Genomic DNA, 23,695 nt, shown 5'->3' with positions numbered 1-23,695 from the left:
TGCGCCGGGTTTATTGCGGCTTATTTTGCTTGATGGCTTCAAGGTAGCGGCTCTCTACAAAGTTTTTCTCTTTGCTCAGGTGGGTTAGTTTTTGTCGGGTCTGTTCCAGCTCCGCTTTGAGGGCCGCGACTTCTGCGCTGCTGCCGTCACCCTCATGTTCTACAGAGAGTTGATCTATCAGCTGATTTTGTTCCTCGATTTGCCGCTTGTACTGATTAAGTAAAGTTTGGGTTTGCTGGTCGCTCATAACGTTAGCGGATGAGCCCGTTTTGTCCTGCTTAAGCTGTTCCAGCTCTTCCTGTAACTGCGTATTTGCCTGGCGCAGAGTGTCGGCAGACTGGAATTGATGTTCCAGTTTGGAGCTGACATGGCGCAGTTTTTTACCGCTGTTATCCAGTTCACCTTTCAGTCGCTTGATGAGTTTATGAGAGCGGATGAGCTTTTTGTTCAGCTCATTGATTGACCCCTGCTCTTCTTTGGTAATGTGATCCGCAGTTGATGCTCGGATCTGGGAGAGCTGATTTTCGAGTGTCATTTGTACCTGCAAAAGTTCCGCAATGGTTTTGCTGTGCTGCTGTGTAAATTGACTGGCCCGGGTCACCGATTCGCGGCACTGTGCAAGCAGTTCGTCGTTGTCTGGTGCGGCTTGTTTGTGGTTTAAAAAAGTCCCGGCAAACTGACGAAACTCTCTTAAAATCAATAATAAAATATAGAACCAGGCTGCCAGGATCAGCAGCCCGACATTCAGCGCTACGTATTGGTAAACTTCGAGAGGAACCATAAGCTGTGATACGCCGCTTTTGTTTATCAATAAGATAAGTTTAGTTTTCGTTGAAAATTCTGCCTATACTTAACAAGAATAATTGCGTTAGGGTAAAGAGTGAAAGTTCTGATCGTTGACGATAGCCATGCGACCTGTGAAATCATCCGGCGTGCTCTACAACAGTTTGAATACCGAAAGCTGTTTTTGCGCTGTGCCAGTCGTGTGGATGATGCACTGGAACAGATTGATAGCTGGCAACCGCAGATCATCCTGACTGACTGGCATATGCCGGACAAAACAGGCATCGAGTTGCTTGAAACTCTGCGCGTTAGTCACCCAGAGCTGCCGGTAGCGATGATTTCTACCGTTGATGACACAGCACAGATAGAATACGCGAACTCTTTGGGCTGTGCGTTTTTTCTGTCCAAACCCTTTAGTGACGATGCGCTGCGTAGTGCGATTATGCCATTGGTGCTAGAACTAGAGGCCAATGAAGTGATTGCTGAGGATGAGGCAGTACCACTTCGAGAAGAGCTGGCATTACCAAAAACCGATATGCTGGAGCGCCTGATGCAGAAAAATATCAGCGACTCTCTGATTTTAAAACCCATCAAGGCGCAACAGTTGGATGAAAGCAAAGTCCCCTGTGTGATGGTGGTGTATGCAGAGCGTGGCAGCCAAAAACCCAGGGTAATTGGGGTGCTGGATGTGTACGCAGCCTGTGTATTAGCCAGTAGTTTGCAAGTGATCCCCGAAGAAGAGGCACACAATGCCATTCATTTAAATCAGGTAAATCCGGAAATCATGACGGCCTGTAAAGAGGCATTGTCTAAAACGGCCTATGCATTTCTGGATAAACAGAGCAAAATGAGCCTGTTTGTCCGAAGTTGCACATTTTTGTACCAGCGCCACCCCAAGCTGGAACGTTTGTATCAGTACCCACTCGATAGTCGCCTGGACTTGAGCTGTGAGCGCGAGGGTATGGCTCAGGGAAAAATGCTGATTGTCGGGGTTTAATGCCGGGTGATTCGATTCGCAATCATGTATGTGGGCAGGTCTTCAAAGATGCTATCGCAAAGCAACGGAATAACCAACTGTCCGCAGGAGGGACGATGATATTTAACTCTGTCGCAGTAAGGCACTGGCTGCACCACTTCTTTATATTCTCTGGTTTGAGCTGTGCGTTAGCCGGGTGCGCCGCAGTCAAAGAGCGCTCGCCCGGTACTGCTTTGGTACATCGCTATGTAGACAACCAAAATGGCATCGACGGGCTGGATAATGTACGACGCCTGCTATTCGATGAGTCCCGAAAAGTGCTATATGCGGTCAGTGCGGATGATGATGCTCTGGCTGCGTATCGTGTGGCTGATGACGGGTCACTGACTATGCTGGACATAATCTCAGGCAGTGAGGCTGAGGGAATGTTGGTGGGGGCGTCGGATATGACGTTTACCGGTATGAATCGGGACATTCAGGTGGTCAGCTTCTACAGCGGTGCCGTCGCGCAGTTCCGCCTGCAGCATGATGATAAACTGGTTTTGCTCTCTTATTTATCCGATCGGATAGATGCGAAACGGGTATTCAGACAGGGCGAGCCAATCACTGCCGCCGAAGACCAGCTGGCACTGTTGGGTCCATATGCGATTGCAGGTGGTACCGATGGGATCAGTTACGTTGCTGCTAATGTGTCGCAGGCTTTAGTGCAGCTGAGCTCACAGGGGCTGTTACGGATCAGTCACACCGTTCGGGCTGAGCAGGTGAGCGCACTGGGCGGAGCCGTTTCTGTCGCGCTTTCCGGCAGTGGTCGCAAAGTGGCGGTTGCGGGTATGCAGGCTAATCAGGTGGCTATCTTTGATGGCTCTGATACACAGTCGCTGGTGTTGCAACAAACATTGCCGTTAGCCCATCAAGTGGCGCTGACAGCGCCTATGTTCGTGGCGTTTGTGCCACAGAGCGAGGAGTTGCTGGTGGCACAAAAACACGGGGTATTGGTTTATAGCCCTGATCCACAGGGTCATTATAAACACTCTGTTGAACTAAGAGGACCTGAAGGTCTGTCACTGGCCGCCATTTCTCGTCTGGATTTTGATCCCACAGGACAATGTATGCTGGCTTTGTCGGAGTCCTCCAGTCAGGTTTATACATTTTCCCGGGTAAGGGGTGATCAATGGCAGTTTTTATCTCAGCTTGATGTGCAGAATAGACAGGCGCCCACCTCTGTTGCATTTATCTCATCTGGCAAGGTTGCACTGAGCTTTGCCCGCAGTGACGCAATATATATCTATGCGAATATTTGTGGTTGATCATCACACTGTGTTTCGCACAGAGCATAAAGTGATATTTATTGCGCAGTTGGGTTTGCCTCATCGTATTGCCTCTTGACTGACTTTCCTGAGGAGCTTGGGGTTGGGAAACTGGCTGATTAGAGGTTAATACTAACAGGGGAAAAGAATGTTGAACATTGAATTATTTATGCGTGTAAATGAGTTTCTATCTATAGAATTGTATATTTCGAAATAATTAGACACACTTGCAACAAGTTTTAACGTTCACTGAAATGTGTTTGGCAGGTTTTAGTTGAACTTGGTTTCTCTTCCCTGCTAATCTTGTCAATTGTGACGATTTGAAATCGTAAAATACTATTATCATTGAAGTAAAGCTTGCCTGTGGCGCCTGCAATAGCACTCAACGTATTATTGTAATACTGGGCCAGGCGGCCTTCTCGCCTATCAATAATTGGAATTTTGACCACTTTGATTGGATGCCATGTCTTCGTTAAAAGAGCTTAAACTGACAACACTCGGGGCATTTGTTCTGGATCTCGGCGATCAGGTTCTATACCGTGATGCCGTAGAGGTTGCCATTGAGCCTAAGGTCATGGCGTTGTTGCTGTATCTGTATGAAAATCGAGACAGATATGTGAGCATCGAAGAATTACATCAGCAAGTCTGGTCAGATCGCATTGTCTCTGATACTGCCGTGCGTAGTGCCGTAAAAAAACTCAGGTTGATTCTGGGTGACAGCGATATTGCCAACGCACGTTATGTGAAATCGGTTTCTAAAAGGGGTTATAAACTGGTCTGTGAGGTTGCGCCTGTGGAAAGCCTCGAGCCAGACGACGTGCCACCCAATGACGTACGAACCAATGATGTATTACCAGGAGAGACAGGTGATAGTGCACAAACGCAACCTGATCAAAGTATTGGCGCTGCTGAATTAATCTCTGAGCCTGATAAATCCGCTGGTGACAGATGGTTCGCGACCTGGCTGGCGTTTGCCATGGTGTTGGCGATGGTTGTGGGCTGGGTAAAGTATGATGCAATTAGCACCTTTATTAAGGAAACCCAAGTGGTGGAGGTGGCCGATTTAGATCAGGTTACGTCTTTTAATGGCGAAAAATTGGATCTTTCGGTTTCCAGCGATGGTCGTTATATTGCTTTTAGCGGACGTACATCGATAGAAGAAGATCGTCAGGTATATATTTTTGACAGACAAAATGGTACCACCAGGCAGCTGACACATAATGCAGAAAATGTTCTTGCTGTACAGTTTGCTCAGAATGATAAGGTCTTGGTGTATGTTGATTTTGTAAACGGAAGCACTGCCTTGCGTTTGCTTCCACTGACCATGGCGGAACCGGAACAGGGTCAGATAACCCTGCTTGAAGGTGTCGAATCTATCGGTTACATTTCAGAGGGGCGACACCCTTCAGAAGTGCTGTTTCCCATGATCCAGGCTGGGGCAGAGGATAGTATGCTTTACGCACTGGATCTGCAGTCTCGCCAATATTCTCGGTTATTCACCCTCAGTGAGCCTAATGAGATCTTGTATGATGTTAGTATTTCTCCGGACCTGCGACAGTTAGCCTTGTTAAAAGAAGGCCAGGGGCATCATCACGTGGTGCTGCTAAACCTGGAAAACAAAGAGCAAACACTGATATATAGCAGGAAGGCACCAATTCGCCATGTGGAATGGAAGAACCTGCAAACTATATTGCTACTGGGTAGAACAAGTCTGATCCAGCTCGATCTGGAGACGGGGGAAGAAATCAGGCTAATTGAAGATAACGAGACGTTGCTGCGCGCATTAGATTCGCACAATGGGACCGATATTTTACTGACTCAACAGGCGTTAACTCGGGCCAATCGTTTGTATCTGGAGCAATCGCTTGGGGCACAGAGTCAGGTTTTGAATGTCATCGATGCGGAGCCTCAGATTGTAAACATGTACTACGATGACAGTTCTGAAGCGCATAAATGGGTTTTACTCCTGCACAATGAGACATTTACGATAGGCCGGCTGTCACTCGATACACGTGAAGTAGAACCTTATTTGGTCAGTAAAGAAATGCTGGAGCTGTTAAGCATTTCTCACACTGCTAAAGGCATACTGCTGAAGCAAGGGGGAAAATTAGCACTCTTATCGATGGAAGACAGACAGGTCGAGTACATCACTTCCTCATCAGAAATAACCAGTGATGCTGTGTTTAGTATGGATAACAAGTACATTTACTATGGAGTGAATGTCGCCGGAGAATGGGAAATACAGAGTTACAGTATCGAGACTAAAATGAGCGCTTTACTGTTGCCTAAGTACCGCTCTATCCGCCCGGTTGGCGATGGATATATAGCAGCTGCAGCAACCACAGGTGATGGTTCACTTTATTACTTCAGTGATTTGGACAGTGATGCAATTGCCCTTAATCATAAAATTGACTTCAGATATATCTGCCGCTGGTATGTCAGGGGCGATGTGGTTATCTGGAGTACATTTGATGCCCGCAAAACTTACCTTCACACACTTAACTGGCGTACCGGCGAATATAGCCAAGATGCACATCGCTTTTACGCATTTTATCCCACCATATCCACAGATGCTACTGGCAGCAAAGTCTTAGCCTTATCTGTACAAATAAATGATACCGCTGTTGTCGGAATGACAATAAACCACTAACATAGATCCCTGAAAGAGGTCCTCTTTCTAATAATTATTATTGACCTCTGTTTGTACTTTACCCAATCAAATAAAAGGATCATCATTTTGACTAAAGCAATTAAAAGCATTGCCTATGCGTTGACTGTGGTGTGTGTATCAATGACATCGTCTACCGCTGAGGCCTCCAGGGAAGATGATATAGGCCCTGTAAAAGAGTGTCGCGTTGGGCCGTTTTGTGAATGGCCTTTTGAAATAGTTAATGCGAAGAAATAGCATCATCATTATTTTTGAACAGATAAACGAAATAAGCCTTTGATATAAAGGCTTATTTTTTTGGTTATAAAAAAGAGATGTAACAGTTGTTTCGAAACTTGAGATAAATTTTTATAGTTTCAACCGAGTTAACAACAACCGGACAAGGACTGATGAATGGTTGTAACTTAGTCTGTAATCTGGCGCAGTTTGCCAGCACAACCAAGGGAGGTAAGTGATTGACGGACAATACTGCTTGCAAGGAAAGGAAGGAGTAGGTACCAGGCCCCGAAGGATCGAGAAAGGAATGTCTGGTGTTAGCTCAGAATGTACTGCGAAATCATCTTGTAGTTGTTTCGGGTACGTTAGTTGCTTATTTTGCAACAAGCAGGTGGTATAATAACAATAATAATAAACAGGTCTGGACCAACACAAGGAGAGCAACAGGAATAGTGTTGGAAGCATAGGGTGAGCACCTGCCACCCGCAGTTATGTGTCCCAGACGTTCACAAGGAAAGGTCGATGATTATCAAGGACTGAGTTCCAGCGATGCAGTGGTCCTACTGCTGCTGCATCGCTGGTTAGATTCATCAATACCATTCACAGGATACCCGTGCTGTAACAGGATGATTGTATTCCGTACTAAATAATAATAACAACAAATATGTTACCCCTAGATATAGGGCCGCAGAGATAACAAGTCGTCACAGCTACATTGTCAATGCACACCATTATTGGCAGTTATTTTTCGGCCCTATTTTTTCTCATATCCAGGGATCTTTTCGTGTACCACTTCATCGATTTGTTCTGGCTTTAAGAATTGCTGTGCGTACTTTAAATACACCTTAGAGTTGACAAACACATCGAATAAATCGGGGTCTATATGATCTCCGAGCTTCATTTTCCCCATGATAAACAAGCATTCACTGAGCTTTTTTGCATCTTTGTAGGGGCGATCTGCTGCCGTCAGCGCTTCAAAAATATCAGCAATCGCCATGATACGAGCTGGAACGGACATTTGCTCACGGGTCAGTCCCCTTGGGTAGCCTGTGCCATCCATTTTTTCATGATGACCCCCGGCAAATTCCGGAACGCGACGCAAGTGCTTAGGAAAGGGCAATGCTTCTAACATTTCCAGCGTGATGTCCATATGACGATTAATGATTTGCCTTTCTTCTGTAGTCAAAGTGCCGCGTGCAATACTGAGGTTATACACCTCATTTTCGCTGAGTAAGGGGTGTAATTCGGTGCCAATCCTGACCGTGGTTTGTTCAGCAATTTGTTTCACACGCTGTTGATCCTCTTCGCGCATAAACTCTCCGCCGATATTGGCGTGGCGCAAAAATTGACGATCTTGCTCTAATTGCGCCAGTTTCTCGTCCAGTTCCGCGCTCAGGTGACATACCTGTGCCTCATCACCATCTCGTTCAAAGCGTAAAATACGCTTGGTGTAATCCAGTTCGAGATCACGCTTTGCGATTTCTATCCTGGCATCAATGAGTGCAATACGATCATTAACGGATTCTAGCTTTGTGGCTTTATCCATAACATATTCAGGGATGGCGATTTTGCCACAGTCATGCAGCCACCCGGCCAATGACAGCTCGGCTCGATCGGCTTCTGTCATTGAAAATTCAGCCATTGGGCCCGATTTTGCGTCATGAACAGCTTCTGCAATCATCATGGTAAGTTCCGGAACTCGTCGACAATGTCCGCCGGTATAGGGAGACTTTTCATCAATGGCTTTTGCAATCAAGCGGGTAAAGGCCTGAAACAGCATTTCCATGCCATCAATCAGCTGCCGGTTAGTTAATGCAACGGCTGCGAGTGCACCGATCGAGCAGATCATATCGGTCTGTTGGGCAGAGAAAGGCACAATTTCCCCTTTGCTATGCGGGTTGATCAGCTGCAGCACACCATTGAGTTCATTTTCGTGATTGAGTAATGGGATCGTGAGCACTGATTGTGTGTGGTAACCCGTTTTTGCATCCATGGCTCGCGCTGCGGATAAGTCGTACTCACTGCACTGATACACATCATCAATCCGGATCACCTCTCGTTTTGCTGCTGCCAGTGCTACCAAAGCACTTTCATTGCATTGACCATTCTCGAGATAAATGGGGATTGGTGCAAACGGGATAGGTTGATTTGATGTGCCGCCCATATGAAGATCCAAGGGCCCGTTGATGAGCGTGGCAAAGTGCAGCTGCATATCTTCAGACACTGAGTATATCGTGCCACCGTCTGTGGCGTTTAATTCCATGGCGGATAGCAGGATGTTTTCAAGTAGTCTGTTGGTGTCGTGTTCTGACGCCAGTTCAATGGCCAGCTTAAGCAAGTGTTGTAACGCCACCTGTGAGCCTGCCTGCTCAAACTTATTTGCAATGTTTCGAATATGCTGTTCCATAACTTACCTGCTATTTCGATGTATGGGTGTAGCTGCCATCCCATTCTTCACCGGGCGGTTGCGCCTGCAATGTCAGGATGCGCTCGTACATTAGCGCATAGATTTTTCGCTCTGGTGACAGCTCTTTAAGTTTAGTAAAAGCTGCCAGTGCCTGCTGCCATTGTTGTGATAAATATAGTGTCCAGGCTTGTTGATGTGACTCTAATTCAATGCGCAGCGCCGGGGTCAGTGCATCACTGCTACATATGGGCTCATACACAGTGACGGCCTGGTTTTTACCTTTTACTTTCACCTTGTCGATAGGGCGACAAACGAGCCCGGGGCACTGTGCCTGTGTGGTTTCATTAATCAATATCCCGACCCCATAGTATTTTGTCAGGCCCTCAAGACGTGAGCCCAGATTCACGGCATCACCCAGCACGGTATAAGCGCGGCGATACTCTGAGCCCATGTCGCCCACGTTCATGTCTCCGGTATTGAGCCCAATACCAATTTTAAAAGGCGGTAATGCTTGTTGACGCATTGGTTCTTGTAGCGCATCCACCTGATCCTGCATGGCCATGGCACACCGTACTGCCAGCTCCGGATGGTGCTCAACGGGTAAGGGAGCGTTCCAGAACGCCATCACCATGTCCCCAACGTATTTGTCTATGGTGCCCTGGTGTTCAAAAATAATGCGTGTAATGGGTGAAAAATATTGGTTGAGGTAGGACTTGAGCCGTCCTGCATCCAATGACTCAGAGATAGTGGTAAATGAGCGAATATCTGCAAACAACACTGTAATATCACGTTTTTCCCCCTCCATGGACACACTGTCCGGGTTGTCCAGCATTGCCTGTATATGGGCCGGTGGTACATATTGGTCGAAAATCGACTTTATCTGCAGTCGCTCTTTATGCTCGCGAACAAAGCCAAGGCTGCCCAGGATCATAGCCTGGCTGATCAACATGGACAGCATCGCAACCTGTGGCAAATCCAGTCGTAATTTGACCCACAAATAGACACTGAATGTGATAAATAACCCACTCAGACACAGTGTAAATACCGCGATCCCCAGGACTTCAAGCCGAGGCAAGATAATCACACAGAGTAACCCTGAGATCAGCAATAGCATTATAACCGCCCCATCCATCCAGTTTGGCCGGCTAGGCAGCAGTTCGGGGAATACCAGTCCCTCAAGTACATTGGCGTGCACTTCCACACCCGGGTACTGGACGCCGACAGGCGTGGTTCGCAAGTCGGCATGACCAACCGCCGATGTACCAACAAAAACAATCGCCTGATCAAATAGTTGAGTATCGATATTGCCGCTCAATACGTCACCGGCAGAAACATAGGGAAAGCTAAAAGCGGGGCCCCTGTAGGGAACATTAACCCGGCCGTAATCATCCGCTGGGATCAGCTGGGTTCCCAGGCGGATCCCTTCTACACTGTGCCCCTCACCAAACGGTTTGGTGACCACTTCTACTTGTTCGGCCATGGTGTAGAGTCGGGCCGCTTCCAGCGCCAGCGCCGGATAAAGCTGACCCTGGTGTTTAGCCAGTAACATGGAATTACGAATAAAGCCGTCGCTGTCCGGGGCACTGTTGATAAAGCCGCTTCCCGGGCTTTGCTGCTGCAGTTCAGGCACGTTGGCAACGTGTCCGGCAAAGGCTGGAACTGGTAATGAAGAGGCTGGCACTGTGCTGAAAAAAATCGTTTCCGGCAAGGTCCCGACCCGGATATCCGGCTGATGCTCAAATAACAGACCCAGTACGGTATCTGTATCCTGCAAGCGGGCAGAGAATGCGCTATCGGCATCTATGGTGGGTGCCAGCGTTTGTAGTGTCTGAGACACGGCCGGTAAAGTGTCAGTGAGGTGACTGAGCACTTGCTGTGCGGGGTTGAGTTCTGGCTCTGAAAACAGGATATCGTAGGCAATAACCGCCACGCCGGCATCTGCTAGTTGAGACTGTAAACGTGCCATAACATGGCGACTCCAGGGAAAGCGGCCTACTTGCTTCAGACTGGGTTCATCGATATCGACAATCACAATGGGCAGAAAAGAACGTGATTGCAATGGGAGTGTTGATTTAAGGCGCAGGTCATAGCCCAAGCCTTCGAGTCGTTTAAACGCATCGCCGTAGGGGGAGGCGGGGGATAGGGTTAACAGCTGTAAAGCCATAAACAGAACAATCAAAAAGCAACCGCACACCCACTGCTGATAGTATTTGCGCCATAGTTGCGGGAGGTTCATGGGAGTGTCAGCCCTTCTCTGGCTAAAATGGTCGCAAATGACCAGTTTTGGCTTTTGATATCAGCGGCTATCTGGTCAAGTTCTGCATCGCTGCGATCCGGATCATGGCTTATCAGCACCAGGTGCTTCACAGCTCCTTGATCTGCCAACAGCAAAGCGTCTTTAATAAGTGAATGTCCCCAGCCATGCTTTAATGGATAATCATCCGGAATAAACTGGCCATCATGGATCAGATAATCTGCCCCTTTGACAAAGTCCACCCATTGCTGAAACGAGGTAACAGGCAAACCTGGTGGGTTAAGTTCATTGTCTGTGGCATAGACAATGTCTATACCATCTGCACTTATGCGATAAGCACTGCCACCACCTGGATGGTTCATGGCGCAGCGTTGAATGTCAAAGTCTTCGTACTGCCACTGATCCTGGGTTTGTGGCTCCACTCGAATATCTGCAGCTAAGGTCGTATGTGGCACAGGAAAATAGCTGCCCAGCATTTGTTTTAGGATGGCATCAGGGGCGTGTTCTTCTGTTACGCCCGGCACTATGGTTATCTGGCGTTTGGCGATGTAGGCAGGAATGAAAAAGGGAAAGCCCTGAATATGATCCCAATGATTGTGACTCAGTAATATATAGAAGGGCTGACGGGTATGCATCAGTTCCTGGCCTAGTATTCTAAGTCCAGTCCCCGCATCCAGAATCAAGCGCTTTCCTTCGTCACTCTCAAGGGTTACACAGACCGTATTGCCGCCATAGTGCACGGTGGTTGGACCGGGTGTGGGGGTCGACCCCCGCACACCGTAAAACTTTATTTTCATACCTAACCCTTTGGTGATGGATACTGATTACCATCACTGTTGAACGACCTGGCCGGCTTGTAAACTCACTCTGGCTGGCGCCGACTGCTGCAACACAAAGACAAATTCAGTACTGCTGCTTTGTGCTAGTACGGTGACCAAATTGCCTGTCACTGCACTACTGAAAAGCTGTGCACCGGTGTCATTAAAGCTACTATCCCAGCTTCCGGGAGATTCGCTGAGCAACAGCTGACCGACATACAAGGATTTCGAGCTGCTTGCCTGTGCAAATAGCAGTAACTTACCATTGCTTTCAATCCAGGCCTGATTTATCAGCACGGCTTCGCCTTCGAGCTGTGTAAACTTCAAAACACCGCCGTCTGCAAAGCTGGTATCCAGTGCACCAGAACTGGTCACCCGAACGACAAAGTTATTGGTGCCAGCGTAGCCAAAGACAATAAAGCCCTGACTGGCATCAACCATAGACCCTTTAATGGTGATGTCGTCGCCTGCACTCAGCCCAATGTCCAGTAATGCCAAACCACCTGTTCCAAAGCTGGTATCCGGGACGCCGGTTGCACTGGCTTTGGCCAGTAGTAACTGAGGGGCAACCGGGCCTGGTTGACTTTGACCAATGCCAACCAGACTAGTACCTACAGTATGGATCATAGATACTCTATGTGCATTAGGGCTACAACTGGGTTCACCTGGAATCGTGTATTCGAAGAAACTCGACAAAGTACCTGAGCTGGACACGATGAAGGCCATACTGTGGGTATAGCAGCTGGCTGTCGCTTGCCCCAGAGCGAGAATATCCCCTGAGGGCAGCACCGTAAGCTGTGTTAAATCCAGAGTTGAGGCCTCTGCTTTGTACTCACTGGCGGTCAGACTGAATACGCCACTGTTGGCAAAGCTGGTATCCAGAGTTCCCAAATTACTCAGTTTGCTAATCGTTGCCATGGCTTGCTCATCACCTGCAGACACGGATACCGTGCCCGAGGCGCTCAGCAAAACAGCACCGGTACTGTCTTCAGTAATGGCCCCTACAGTGGCACTGGACATAGTCCCCATCGTTGTTACAGGGACTGTGGAGACTAAACCCAGGTTAGCGAAAGCACTGGTCCGCTGGCCAACGCCATCCAGTTTCAGTACATACGGCACCGCCTGCGGAGTGCTTTGCCAGTTGTTAGCCTGGCCACTGAGCAGCAAATGCCCCGCCGATGCGCTAAAACCGGAAGTGTGTCCAGCGACAAATGTTTCATCTCGACGGCCGACACTGACTGTGCGTTGGCCAAATGAACCAAAGTTCTGGTTAAACTCAGCGGTTGTGGTTACTTCGCCCAGCCAATGCTCAGACAGATAGTTATTGCCAAGATAATTAAACTTCTGACCACTGAGCAGCAGCCCGCCTTGGGTTTCAAGCAAGCCGGATACCTTGAGCCCCGTGCCATGATAAACACTGAAACCATTGTTGCCCGGCAACCAGTTGGTGTCTACATCGCCATTGAGACCTACTTTTATTATCTGTACGACCTGCTCACTGCCAAAAAAGCTGCGTTGTAAAGCCAGATAGTAGGTATCACTATCTGCGACGATACCGATACCCGTCGCAGAGTAGTCGGATATATCATTGGCAGAATCAGTCGGTAGTTCACTGAGCATATAAGTGCGCTTACCTGTGCCTGCAAATGCGGTGTCTAATACACCATCCATAGTCATTTGCAGCAAGTACACCGAGCGCTCTTCCCCAGACTCATCCAATGTTGTCAGTCCAGTAACCAAGAGAGTGTTGTTGTCTTTGATCTGCACATGACGCGTTGTGTCATTGAATTGGTTACCGTTGGCACCATCCGGTACCGGAGTAATATTGATTTGTAACAGACCATTATTCTGGAAGCCACTATCCGGAGCCAGTGAGCTTCGTGTGAGGCGCATCAGCATGATATCTTCACCGGTTTCGCTGGAAGTGATCTCTCCGTACACAAGGTAGTCACCGGAAGGCAAAGTGACCATGCCCCGAGCATTTTTAGTGGGGGTGTCTGCGAGCGCCTGAGTAATGGAGATTTCTCCCTGTGGTGTGATCCTGGACAGGGTGACAGTGCCCGTGGTTGCGCTGCTTGTGGCCCTGATATTGCTCAGTACGGTCACTGTCTCATTATCTTCCAGTGCCATGGCGACAGGCGTCACAAAGACGTCGCTGCCCAGGGGCAAGGTCATATATCCATTGCCATTGGCATAGCTGGTATCCAAAGAACCATCGCCCAGCAGGCGGAAAACCAGCAATTGCTGTGAATTGGTGAAATTAACGTACCCGGCTACATAAATGCGCCCTTGTGTATCAACAGCAGCGACCTTAGCCCAGACATCCTGTGGAATGCTTTCAATCTCTATACTAAAGCCACTTTGGAAGTTCCCTGCCTCGGCAAACCCATTATCCGGGCGACCATCACTGAGTTGCCTGCTCACATAGGCCCGGTGGATGTTGCGACCAGCGGCGTCATTAAAATGGCCAACGGCCCCTACACTTACCAGCTTGCCATCGCTTTGCAGGACGGTTTGCCCCGGGCTGTGAAATTCCAGGCTGGCATTGAGTGCCACCATTAAGCTGCCGTCGTTACCAAAGTTACTGCGTTTACTGGCCACATAGCTTGGAGTTGCTTGTGTAACAACAATACTAAGCTCATTTTCAGCACACAAGGGTGGGGTGCCAGAATCACAGACCGTGATGGTCAGGGGGTAGGTTTGTGCACCATTGCTGGCAATCTGATCGGCGTTTGCCACGGTCACTTTGCCGTTACTATCAACGGAGAACAAGGTTGAATTTGTCCCGGACAGCGCATAGCTCAGAGTGTCGCCATCGGGGTCTGAAGCGCTGATCTGCACTATCTCAGTCCCATTGCTGACATTTGTGTCGATTTCTGCCGAGCCAGGCTCCACGGTCGGCGCGTAGTTTTTGTCGTTTACGGTCAATGTGACCGTCGCGACATTCGACGTTTCAGCCAAGTCGTTGTTCACGGTGTAACTAAAGCTATCGCCGCCAACGAAATTAAACTGCGGGGTGTACTGGACTGAACCGCTCACACTGTCAATCGAGACGCTGCCATGACTTGGTGGCGTTACAAAAGTGATACTGCTGATGATCAGGCTTCGGCCTTTCGCCTGATCGTTGTTTAAAATGGCGATGTTCACGGCCACATTTTTGTCGGTTTCAGCACTGTCATTAATGGCCAACGGCGTGGTGTCGGGAGCGGTAATTGTGACTGTCACAGTCGCGGTATTGGAGAAGACGCCGTCGTTGTCTTTGACGCGATAAGTAAAAGTGTCTTCTCCTTCAGAAGTGCCGGTATGGAAATAGCTGATCGAACCATCACTGTTTACTTCTGTGGAGCCCATCATAGCGGGCTCTACTATCTCTATGCTGTCAGTTTGTAATGTTCCGTCGCTATCGCTATCGTTCTCCAGGACCGCAATGGTTACGGACTGACCAATTTCCAGTGTGGCTGTGTCGTTGTCAGCCACGGGAGCCAGATTGAGCCGTTCAACGGTGATGGTGACTGTCGCTGTATTTGAAATACCACCTTCTGTATCTTGCACCTGATAGGAAAAAGTATCGACACCAAAGAAGCTGCTTTGCGGCATATAGATAAAGCCACCCAGACCGACGAGATCGAGCGTGACACTGCCATTGGTTGGTGCCGTGACAACGGTTAAGCTGTTGTAATTCAGACTACCGTCGACGTCACTGTCATTGGCCAGGACATCAATGGTGACTGGCACATTCTGCTGTGTTGTTGCGCTGTCATTGGTCGCGACCGGCGGGATATTGTCTCCGGTCACTTCAATAAACACATTTGCGATATTGGACAGGGCGCCCCTGTCATCTTTTATTTGATAGGTGAAGCTGTCGCTGCCACGATAATCCGCATCACTTTGGTAAATAAAGTGCGTATTGTCATTACTGAGGTTTACAGTGCCATGGCTGGGCCCCTCGACCAGGGCCAGACTGGTCAGATTCAAACTGCCATCAATGTCCTGATCATTGGCGGCTACCAAGATGCTAACAGCTTGTCCCTGCGTGGCCTCTATACTGTCATCATTGGCCAGAGGTGCATCATTCACTTCTATAACGTCTATTACAACAAAGGCTTGTACACTGGCTGCCCCGTCGTTCACCTGATAAACAAAATAATCCTGCCCATAACTGTTCTGTTGTGGGGTGTAGCGGAAACTGCCTGTATCACTGAGCTCTAACGTGCCCATGGTTGGTTGTTCAATGATTGAAAGCGCAAGCGGGTCTTCATCGGCGTCACTGTCGTTGCTCAGTACCCCCGGGATGTCAACAAACAACTGCTCATCTTCATTGGTCTGGTAACTGTCATTGACGGCGACAGGCGGAAAGTTGCTGACTTCAACTTCTATGCTCAGGGTGATGGTGGCGGTATTTGAGCCACCCTTACCATCTTCAACCCGATATTCGAAGCTATCGGTTCCAATAAAGTCGGTATCGGGCTGATAGTTAAAGCTGCCGTCTGAACTGAGAGTCAGTATGCCGTGCTGCACGTCGGTTACCGGGGTTGTGTCGACGGTCAATGGATCGCCATCAAAATCAATATCATTGACCAGAAGTCCGGCCCCACTGATGGTTAATTCGCTATTTTGTTCAAGCGCATAGCGGTTATCAAAGGCAATGGGATCCTGATTGACTTGCTCAATTAGCAGGGAAACCTCGGCTTCGGCGGTCGCGCCCTGGCTGTTGACTATCCGATAGCGAAAACTGTCTGAGCCAAAGAAGGTGTCTCTGGGGATATAGGTAAAGCGACCATCCGCAAAGAGCGTCAGGGTTCCATTTTGTGGTGATCTGACAGGTGTAGTTACCAAAGTCAACGGGGGCAGGCCATTGGCGTCGTCATTGGTCAGCAGATTGCCAGAGACAGACTCAAACTGGATACCACTAAAGCTGTCCGAGACGGCTGTCGGTGTGACCAGGTTCGAGGCCGCCAGCATGCGAGACTCACTGAAGGCACTCTCACCGCTGCCATCAATGGCTGAGATCCGGGTGTAATAGTGCTTTTGTGGGTCGAGCCCGTTAAACACATGGGTTGAATCCGTTAAGGCGATCGCCCGCTGACCCCCTGGTAAGGTGGTGACGGTTCGTACATCATCTATAGGCGACTCGGCAAGGTAGGCGTTATACCGTAAAAAGTTTGACTGAGGCTGCCAATCGAGAGAAGCGGTACCGTCGCTGCGCAGTGTACTATTAAATACGACACTGCGTGGGAGCCAGGTGATTTGTTGGGTGGCAACTGTGCTCAGATTGCCCCCGTTGTCTTCGACCCAGACTTGCAGTTGCACACTTCCGGGTTGCTGTCCGAAATTCATTGGATTAATACCGGTTTCGGTAAAGGCAAAGGGGTCGCTGCAATTCCCATCGCACAGCACCTGTGCCAGCTCGGCATTCTCAAAGCCCAGCAAGACCCGGCTAACCCCATCCGGATCGGTAATGGATCCCAGTGACACGGTGATGTTTCCCCGATAAGTACGCTGTGTATCGGGGAACAGCACGGTACCTGTCCCGTTTACAAATTCTGTATTCACCACCTGTCGGGCGGCCAGGTTGCGGCTGGCGAGTTTGGGCTGATAGTCAAAGGGGATCAGAGTTGCTTGTCCTGACGGTGTGTCAGGCTGATCCGTGTTTTGGTCCTGCGTGGGTGGTACACCTATGCTGTCATTGTTCGGTGTTGTTGCGTTGTCACCATCGCCTGAGCAACCCGTTATCAGCGCGCCACAGATCAGCGTCAGTAAGCCCAGTTGGTGTAATTGCGAGCGCTTCATCCCGCATCCCCCTTAAGGTTGGCTCAAAGTAAACAAGCCCGAGGCGGTTACATCTGGCTCGTCAATTTCATTCAAATTAAAGCTGCCACGTAACTTGCTCAGCTCATCGCTAAACAGTGTTTCTATGGTCCCCTGTGCCAGGTTCTGTCCATGAGACGCAAAATTCACGCCCAGGGTCATGCCATTGGCGTCTATCAAGCCGTTAAAGGCTGCAAACCATTCACCTTGTGGATCGTTGAATGACAGCACCCCCTGAGGGACTGTACCGTTATCAAAATCGACACTGATTTGCATCTGAATATCACTCACTGCCCCAGCAGAAGCGCTAAATTCTGCGCGCTCAAGGACGGTGTAAAGCGCGGTACCAGTGCGCTCTGCGATCAGGTCTTCAATTGGCTCCACCCCAAAGGTGTCGAGACTCTCCTCGCTAATAAAGTCGTTGTCTGAGATATCACGGCCAACATCTGGCAAAGCTGTTTCAAAGGCCGCCTGAGAAGCGGGAGCTGTTGCAACGGGGGCTTGTGCGATGGCCAGAGATGTCGATTCGGAGGTTATTTCGCCGGACTCGGATGATGTGTCGCCTTGATCAGCCTGTGTATCTGGCTCTGAATCGCTGCCGGAAGCCTGGCTTTGGGGGGTAAGTCGCGACAGTTGTTGTGGTGGGGCAAGTAAAGTTGTCACTTCGCCGCTTTGGCTAACGCTGGCAAACGAATAGTTACCTTCCTGACCGAGTAACAGTGGCTGGTCATTGACACTGACTTCAATGGTGCCATCCCAGACCGCTAATAACAGCGTATCACCTTGCCATTCGACCTCGTAGTGGGTGCCACGGATCCCGATACTGCCCACAGGTGTTTTTAGCTGGTAATTGTCTTTATTGCCTTTGATTTTACCGGTAATGGTACGCAAACCACCTGTAACCAACTCCATAACAACTGAGCCATCCTGTTCAGAAGAGCCTGAGTATTCACTGATAATGAGTTGAGTATTTTCTTTCAACGCGATAAGTGCACCATCTTGCATGCGCAGCTGCGCATTACTTTGTTGACCTGTGTTCACTACATCAACATCAAAGACAGGGCTGCGCCGTTTTAACGCGCGCTGGGCCTCACTATCACTAGCCGTCGCAACCACTTGTCCCCGTGACATCAGGGTTTTGCCTGCCGGTGCGGCCAGGCTCGACTGGGCTGCGAATAAACAGGGCAGTAACACTGCTGAGAGTGCGGATTGTCTGAGTGGCCCGAAAAGCTGCCAAACAGTACGGGATTTAGAAATCATAATGTACTCCTAAGGACCACTCAGTGCGATCATAGCTGTACAGCTGCAGCGAGCTGTCTTTGTCGTAATAAGCCAGTTTTGTTTCCACGCCCCAGGCGGGTGATATCTGATAGAGCCAGCCTAACTGGGCGATGTGGAGTGTTTCGTCACGTACCTGCAAGAAAAAGGGGTGGGCAGCGCGGTGTGCTATATCTCGATATTGTACTCTGGCGCTGAGTCGGTGGGCGTCGTTCAGCCGATAAATCAGCGCAGCTCCTAAGTGGCTGTAATCGCGCGCATAGTGCTCCCCCGACGCCTCCTGTGCAGGCTGCCAGGTGTAACCTGCAGTAAAGCGGACTAGCCAGTTGCGGCTGGTTCTGCTGAGTGCCAATCCGGATGTATATAGCCGGCTGTCCAGTGCGCTGTCACGCACGTTATTGAGGTTAAATGCACTGATATTAAATGTAGCAGACCAGTGCGAGCTGATGGTGTAACGGAGCGCGCCAAACACGCCGGCATCTTGTTGATAGGTGCCTGAATCCAGAGACATAACGCCAAGCTGGGTCCCCAGGTGGAGCTGGAATGCGTCTATATCCCGAATATAACTGATGTTGGCGCTGAGCTGCGTTCTGTCGAACTCATCACTGTCCTGGTGAACCTGGTTCGACAACTGAATATTTGCCCGCCAAGCCTGATGCTGAGTTTGCTGCCAGCGACCATCAAAGCGGTAACTGGCACGGGCAAAGCCATCGGATGTTTCGCGACTGGTCTCGTCGATAAACAGAGGCAAGCCGCCAATAACAATGCGATCGTCTGTCGTGCCACTGTTTACATTGCTGTCATGGCCCAGCGCCAGTGATACTCGGTGCTTAAGTTGTTGTTTCAAACTGGCCAGGTTTTCTTCAATCGCGTCAAGTGCGCGCTCTACTCGTTGACGAAACTCATCGCTGAGTGGTGTGGCTAGCAAATTATTGAGGGTGCTGGCGGCCTGAGGGTAGTTCTTTTGCTTGTTATAGGTCAGGCCCAATAAGAACAAACTGGGCTGGTGGTTTGGCTTTGCAGCGAGGACGCGTTCAAGCGCAAAAACGGCTTCATTAAAGCGGTTGGTTTCCAATGCGGCTCTGGCATATAAAAAGTCAAATTCGGGGTCGCCTGCCGCATCTTCGAACTGCGACTGTGCCAATGCATAAGCTTGTTCAAACTGGCCCTGATCCAGTGCTGATTTGAGTTGTGTAAGCGACGTTGATGCCAGGGCGGTACTGGTGTGTAGGCCCAGGAGCAAAACGACCGGAATAAACGCGCGTTGAAGTAATAGCTGCATAACAGATCACCCAAAGTTCGATTATTCTCTGGTACTGCCAGTCAACTTTGTTTGTAAGCATTATTTCATACCCAGACATCTTTACAGGGCGCTCATACAGCATGAGTACGAGCGCAGTTCAAGGCGCTGTGATATCACTGATAACAGCCTAACAGACTAATCTCTATCAGTTTTAAGTTAACGGACCAAGAGAGTGTGATTAAATTATAGTCAGCACTTTCAATATTTCACTCTAAGTTACGGGTACAAATGATTACTGCGACTGAATTGCTCTCAGGTCAGAGCTAATCATAGGATAGTGTGAGAGTAAGTGGTTGTAGGTGCCGTCCTCGATAATCTCAGCCAGTCCTTGATTAAATAGCTGAATAAGCTGCTGAGCGCGAGGATGGGTTTTGATGATACCGATGTGCAGGGGCCAGGAGGCCACGACCTGTGGATGCAAGGTAAATGTCTGTGCCTGAAAATGATGGGTGATGGTGTACGCAGCTGCAAACCTGTCTGCGATCATGCCATCGACCCGGCCTCGTGCCAGCTGTCGCAGGCATTCACTCAAATGTAGTTGGGTGATTACGTTGACTGTGGGGTGCCCGCTCAGCAGGTTTTGATAAGCAAAACCACGGATCATACAGACGTTTTTTCCGGCCAGTGATGCGAGTCCAGAAAAAGAGACCGGCTGAGTGGCCTGAGAGATGAAAATGAGTTCATTGTGCAGATAGGGCTGGCTAAACAAAAAGTGTTCTGCACGTGCCTGAGTAAACCACAGTGCGGGGATCATATCGATACTGCCATTGTGTGCCAGACGCATGGCTCTGCTAAATGGTGCGGTCTGCAATGCAAATGTTTCGCCACTGCGCGCAAATGCCGCAGCGACAATATCGTAGCTGAGGCCACTATCGTCATTCTGTACGTAAGGCGGCCAGACGCTGTGGCTACCAAGCAGCATGGGTTTTGCCATCAGAGGCAGGGTGAGCATCAGGCAATAAATTAAGATGATAGGCATCAACTTGCGCAAAACTCACCCCCTCTTTATGACCGACCATGCTTAAGTCTAGTTTAGAAAACCCGAATTGGTATGCCTGGGTCGCACTGCAACGCAAATGTGCTCTTTTGTCGTGTTTGTGCTAAACAATGTCATTTTCAGTAAAGTGTCATGCAGGTGTCACAATGACAGTTTTATAGTGATATACGGCCAACTGAAACGACGACAAGTTATGACAACAAAACAACGTATACACTGGGTCTTGATGATCTGTGTGGTGGGTATGTGCCTGGATCAGCTCTCAAAGTGGTTTGCTGGTAACTATCTCCACGGCTGGCAGATGACCAGCTACTGGCATGATTTGGTGCGCATTGGTTACCGGGAAAATGCAGGCGCCTTCTTAAGTCTGGGCAGCGATCTGCCTGCACCGCTAAGGAGTGTGTTGTTTATAGGTGTCATTGCGCTGTTGCTGATTGCAATACTGGTGTACACATTGAAAAGTGAGGATCTTAACCGCCATCAGATCACAGGTTTGTCTCTGGTGCTCTCAGGAGGGGTAAGTAATCTGATTGACCGGCTCCTTAATAATGGTGCTGTGATCGACTTTCTAAATCTGGGTATTGGTGAGATTAGAACGGGTGTATTTAATATTGCAGATGTCGCGATTATGCTGGGGGCTGTGATGTTGATAGTGTATACCACCCACAACCAGACTACTGCACCGCAGAAAACCTGATGCGAGACGTTCCTGCTGCTGCGAAGGTGCTTAGCTGACCGGCAGGTGTGAGGGTTTACTGAGTAAATAGGCCATAACCAGTAGCTCGGTGAGGGCGACACCTATCAGCACATACCAGGGGGCAGACGTGGTACAAAGGATCACAAAGCCAAGTAGCATACCCAGGCCTGCGCCCCATTTCCCTTTAACTGGCACAACTTGGTGTGTTTGCCAGGCGTGCAATGACGGGCCAAATTTCGGGTGAGATAGCAACCAGTTTGCGAGTTTGGGATTAGAGCGGGTAAAACAAGCCAGTGCCAGGATAAAAAAGATCGTCGTCGGCATGACCGGAAGTGCCATTCCGATAAACCCCAGCGCAACACACAGTATTCCTGCAACGTGCAGCCAGAAGCAGCGGTTAAATAGTTTTTGAGCGTGTTTTTTCATCGCTATCCTTCCCGGAAATATCCAACGTCATCGTTTTTGCATTGGCTAACTTTTTCATTATAGCCAAAAACCGACGGACGAATAGCAGGCGTAATATTTTTATGTGATCTGTAATATTTCTTTGTGGAAGATAACTAATACTGTGTGTAAGTGTGCACTTACTTTTGAGCGGTGTTTTAACTGCTGTTTAAAGGGGGCTTGAACCGGGCTGTTCATAGACGGTAAGCGGCGCACTGGCCGCTCCCGTGACTCAGTGCTAAAAATAGTAGCCGATGTTGATATTGAAGCGGCGCTCCGTCTCATCGCTGTTCCCCGCAATGGAGCCACCCACAAAAGGCTGGTTTTTTGCGAGCACATAATCAATGTACGTAAAGAAAGCACCCGCGGATAGCGAGACGCCGGTCACATTCATCCAGGTGTCTTCGGTATCATCCGATTTGTCGTAAATAATGCCGTAGTCATTGTAGAATTGTAAGCCCGTGATTGGGCCAAATTCTACGGGTAAACTGTAGGCAATATTGGCGTTGCTCATGGTTGCTTCCGCTGCAATGGAGTCGAAAAATGCATAAGCACCAACGGCCATTCGTGTTGCCGGGGTATCGACGTCATATTCATATTCGCCATGCTGTAGTTGCAGGTTCCATGGACCATAGTTGCCATTCAGATGGATGGCCCAGGCCATGTAATCACCCGCTTTATCAACGCCATCGTGCAGACCGCCACTCAAGCCAGACACCCCAACCTCAGTGGTGCCGCCTTTGTGTTTAAAGTGGTAAGCATAGCGACCGGCAAAGGTGTTATATTCACCGAGGGGCTGAGCCGGATCATCGTATACCCCGTCTGAGGCCTTACGAAAGCCCACAATATCGTAGGAATAGCGGTCGCTGCGATCTTCCACATAGCCGTCTACGCCACCGAGTTCATCATTTTTGAAAAAACCCAGATCTATCTGCCAGTTATCCGCGACTTTGCGCTTAAATAACACGCCCATGTCGTGATCGTCTTCTAACCCGATGTAATAAGTCGTGTTAAAAAAGTAATTGTGTGAATTGTATGGCCAGTTGCCAAATGGCACTTTTGTCATGCCCAGCTGTGCCTGCCAGTCTTTGGCAAAGTCGTAGTGTAAATACGCGTATTTCACGGCGGTCATATAGTCAAAAAAGCGGATTTCGGCATTGAGACCAAAACCGCCAACGTTGCCGGAGAAATTCAGGCGGAAAATGTCAAAGTCAAAGTCGCCGCCGCGATTTTTGTTGTCGTCATCGTAGGAAGTATGGCTGAGGTTAGTCCGTACCGCCCCGCCGACCTTAATACTGGGTTTGGCAGGCGCCGTTTGTTTGGCCTTTTTATCGGCCTTGGCTTGTGCCTTTTCACGTGCCTGTTCACGTTCCATTTTATGAACCTTCTGCTGGAGCAGTTCAAGCTGCTTCTTCAGCTGTGCCAGTTCATCTTCACTGGCAATGGCGGGGCCAGAAGACAACATCATAGCGCCGCACAGAGCCGTCATGAGTCGAGAGAGTTTTAGCATGGGAGAACACCCGTTTGTTTGAGTTAGTAAGAATAAATTATCTCTAAACAGCCTAGACCATCCATTCTCAGGTTCCAAGTAATCTGCCATGAACAACAGTAATTTCTCTTGATCCTTTGGATAGTTGCGCAACTATCAACTATATTTTTGAGCAGTATCGTGCAATTTGAATACTAACGCGAGGCAGCCGATGTCTTAGCGTGTTGGCGCAGTCAATCAGTCCAGTGAG

Annotated in this window: 14 protein-coding genes; 4 read left to right on the top strand and 10 right to left on the bottom strand. The window is 49.1% G+C overall.

The genetic code is table 11. From position 1 onward, the window contains the following. Nucleotides 1-10 precede the first annotated feature (10 nt). Entirely contained in the window at nucleotides 11-781 is a 771-nt protein-coding gene (locus tag NH568_RS17295; protein WP_253049232.1) for a chromosome partitioning protein ParA, read from the bottom strand. A 99-nt stretch (nucleotides 782-880) separates the two neighbouring features. Here NH568_RS17295 and NH568_RS17290 point away from each other — a divergent pair, with 99 nt between their 5' ends. The 3 genes from NH568_RS17290 to NH568_RS17280 all read left to right on the top strand — a co-directional run bounded on the left by NH568_RS17290 (nucleotide 881) and on the right by NH568_RS17280 (nucleotide 5,716). Continuing rightward, nucleotides 881-1,780 carry a response regulator gene (locus NH568_RS17290; protein WP_253049230.1) on the top strand — a complete coding sequence of 300 codons (900 nt, stop codon included), beginning with the start codon at nucleotides 881-883 and terminating at the stop codon, nucleotides 1,778-1,780. 95 nt (nucleotides 1,781-1,875) lie between these two features. Beyond that, on the top strand, nucleotides 1,876-3,066 hold the full coding sequence (locus tag NH568_RS17285; RefSeq protein ID WP_253049228.1) for a hypothetical protein: 1,191 nt from the start codon (nucleotides 1,876-1,878) through the stop codon (nucleotides 3,064-3,066). A gap of 463 nt (nucleotides 3,067-3,529) precedes the next feature. Next, a complete protein-coding gene (locus tag NH568_RS17280) occupies nucleotides 3,530-5,716 on the top strand; it encodes a winged helix-turn-helix domain-containing protein (protein ID WP_253049226.1) in 2,187 nt (728 codons plus the stop codon). A 988-nt stretch (nucleotides 5,717-6,704) separates the two neighbouring features. On the opposite strand, the gene NH568_RS17275 is transcribed toward NH568_RS17280, so the two are convergent. The 7 genes from NH568_RS17275 to NH568_RS17245 form a co-directional block, all read right to left on the bottom strand. Further along, nucleotides 6,705-8,357 carry an HD domain-containing phosphohydrolase gene (locus NH568_RS17275; protein ID WP_253049223.1) on the bottom strand — a complete coding sequence of 551 codons (1,653 nt, stop codon included), beginning with the start codon at nucleotides 8,355-8,357 and terminating at the stop codon, nucleotides 6,705-6,707. Between the two features lie 10 nt (nucleotides 8,358-8,367). Then, nucleotides 8,368-10,593 carry an adenylate/guanylate cyclase domain-containing protein gene (locus tag NH568_RS17270; protein ID WP_253049221.1) on the bottom strand — a complete coding sequence of 742 codons (2,226 nt, stop codon included), beginning with the start codon at nucleotides 10,591-10,593 and terminating at the stop codon, nucleotides 8,368-8,370. After that, the gene (locus NH568_RS17265) at nucleotides 10,590-11,408 is read right to left on the bottom strand and encodes an MBL fold metallo-hydrolase (RefSeq protein ID WP_253049219.1); all 819 of its coding nucleotides are present in this window, start codon (nucleotides 11,406-11,408) and stop codon (nucleotides 10,590-10,592) included. The genes NH568_RS17270 and NH568_RS17265 overlap by 4 nt, the downstream gene beginning before the upstream one ends. Nucleotides 11,409-11,441: 33 nt before the next feature. Beyond that, complete coding sequence (locus NH568_RS17260; protein ID WP_253049217.1) at nucleotides 11,442-17,219, bottom strand: Ig-like domain-containing protein; 5,778 nt, start codon at nucleotides 17,217-17,219, stop codon at nucleotides 11,442-11,444. A 12-nt stretch (nucleotides 17,220-17,231) separates the two neighbouring features. Beyond that, nucleotides 17,232-18,497, bottom strand: coding sequence for a FecR domain-containing protein (locus NH568_RS17255; RefSeq protein WP_253049213.1), 1,266 nt, complete (start codon nucleotides 18,495-18,497; stop codon nucleotides 17,232-17,234). Then, nucleotides 18,487-19,797 carry a tetratricopeptide repeat protein gene (locus tag NH568_RS17250; protein ID WP_253049211.1) on the bottom strand — a complete coding sequence of 437 codons (1,311 nt, stop codon included), beginning with the start codon at nucleotides 19,795-19,797 and terminating at the stop codon, nucleotides 18,487-18,489. The genes NH568_RS17255 and NH568_RS17250 overlap by 11 nt, the downstream gene beginning before the upstream one ends. 253 nt (nucleotides 19,798-20,050) lie before the next feature. Then, nucleotides 20,051-20,809, bottom strand: coding sequence for a transporter substrate-binding domain-containing protein (locus tag NH568_RS17245; protein ID WP_253049209.1), 759 nt, complete (start codon nucleotides 20,807-20,809; stop codon nucleotides 20,051-20,053). Between the two features lie 199 nt (nucleotides 20,810-21,008). Here NH568_RS17245 and lspA point away from each other — a divergent pair, with 199 nt between their 5' ends. Next, complete coding sequence (lspA, locus tag NH568_RS17240; RefSeq protein WP_253049207.1) at nucleotides 21,009-21,512, top strand: signal peptidase II; 504 nt, start codon at nucleotides 21,009-21,011, stop codon at nucleotides 21,510-21,512. Between the two features lie 30 nt (nucleotides 21,513-21,542). Here lspA and NH568_RS17235 read toward each other — a convergent pair whose 3' ends face one another. Both NH568_RS17235 and NH568_RS17230 read right to left on the bottom strand, forming a co-directional pair. Beyond that, entirely contained in the window at nucleotides 21,543-21,938 is a 396-nt protein-coding gene (locus NH568_RS17235) for a YbaN family protein (RefSeq protein WP_253049204.1), read from the bottom strand. 256 nt (nucleotides 21,939-22,194) lie between these two features. Then, nucleotides 22,195-23,466 carry an OprO/OprP family phosphate-selective porin gene (locus NH568_RS17230; protein ID WP_253049202.1) on the bottom strand — a complete coding sequence of 424 codons (1,272 nt, stop codon included), beginning with the start codon at nucleotides 23,464-23,466 and terminating at the stop codon, nucleotides 22,195-22,197. Between the last annotated feature and the right edge of the window lie 229 nt (nucleotides 23,467-23,695).

Origin of the sequence: Pseudoalteromonas sp. XMcav2-N (assembly GCF_024124545.1) — a bacterium.
In the GTDB taxonomy this organism is placed as follows: domain Bacteria; phylum Pseudomonadota; class Gammaproteobacteria; order Enterobacterales; family Alteromonadaceae; genus Pseudoalteromonas.
The sequence above is the reverse complement of the archived record's forward strand: the minus strand, read 5'-3'. Positions and strand labels throughout refer to the sequence as shown.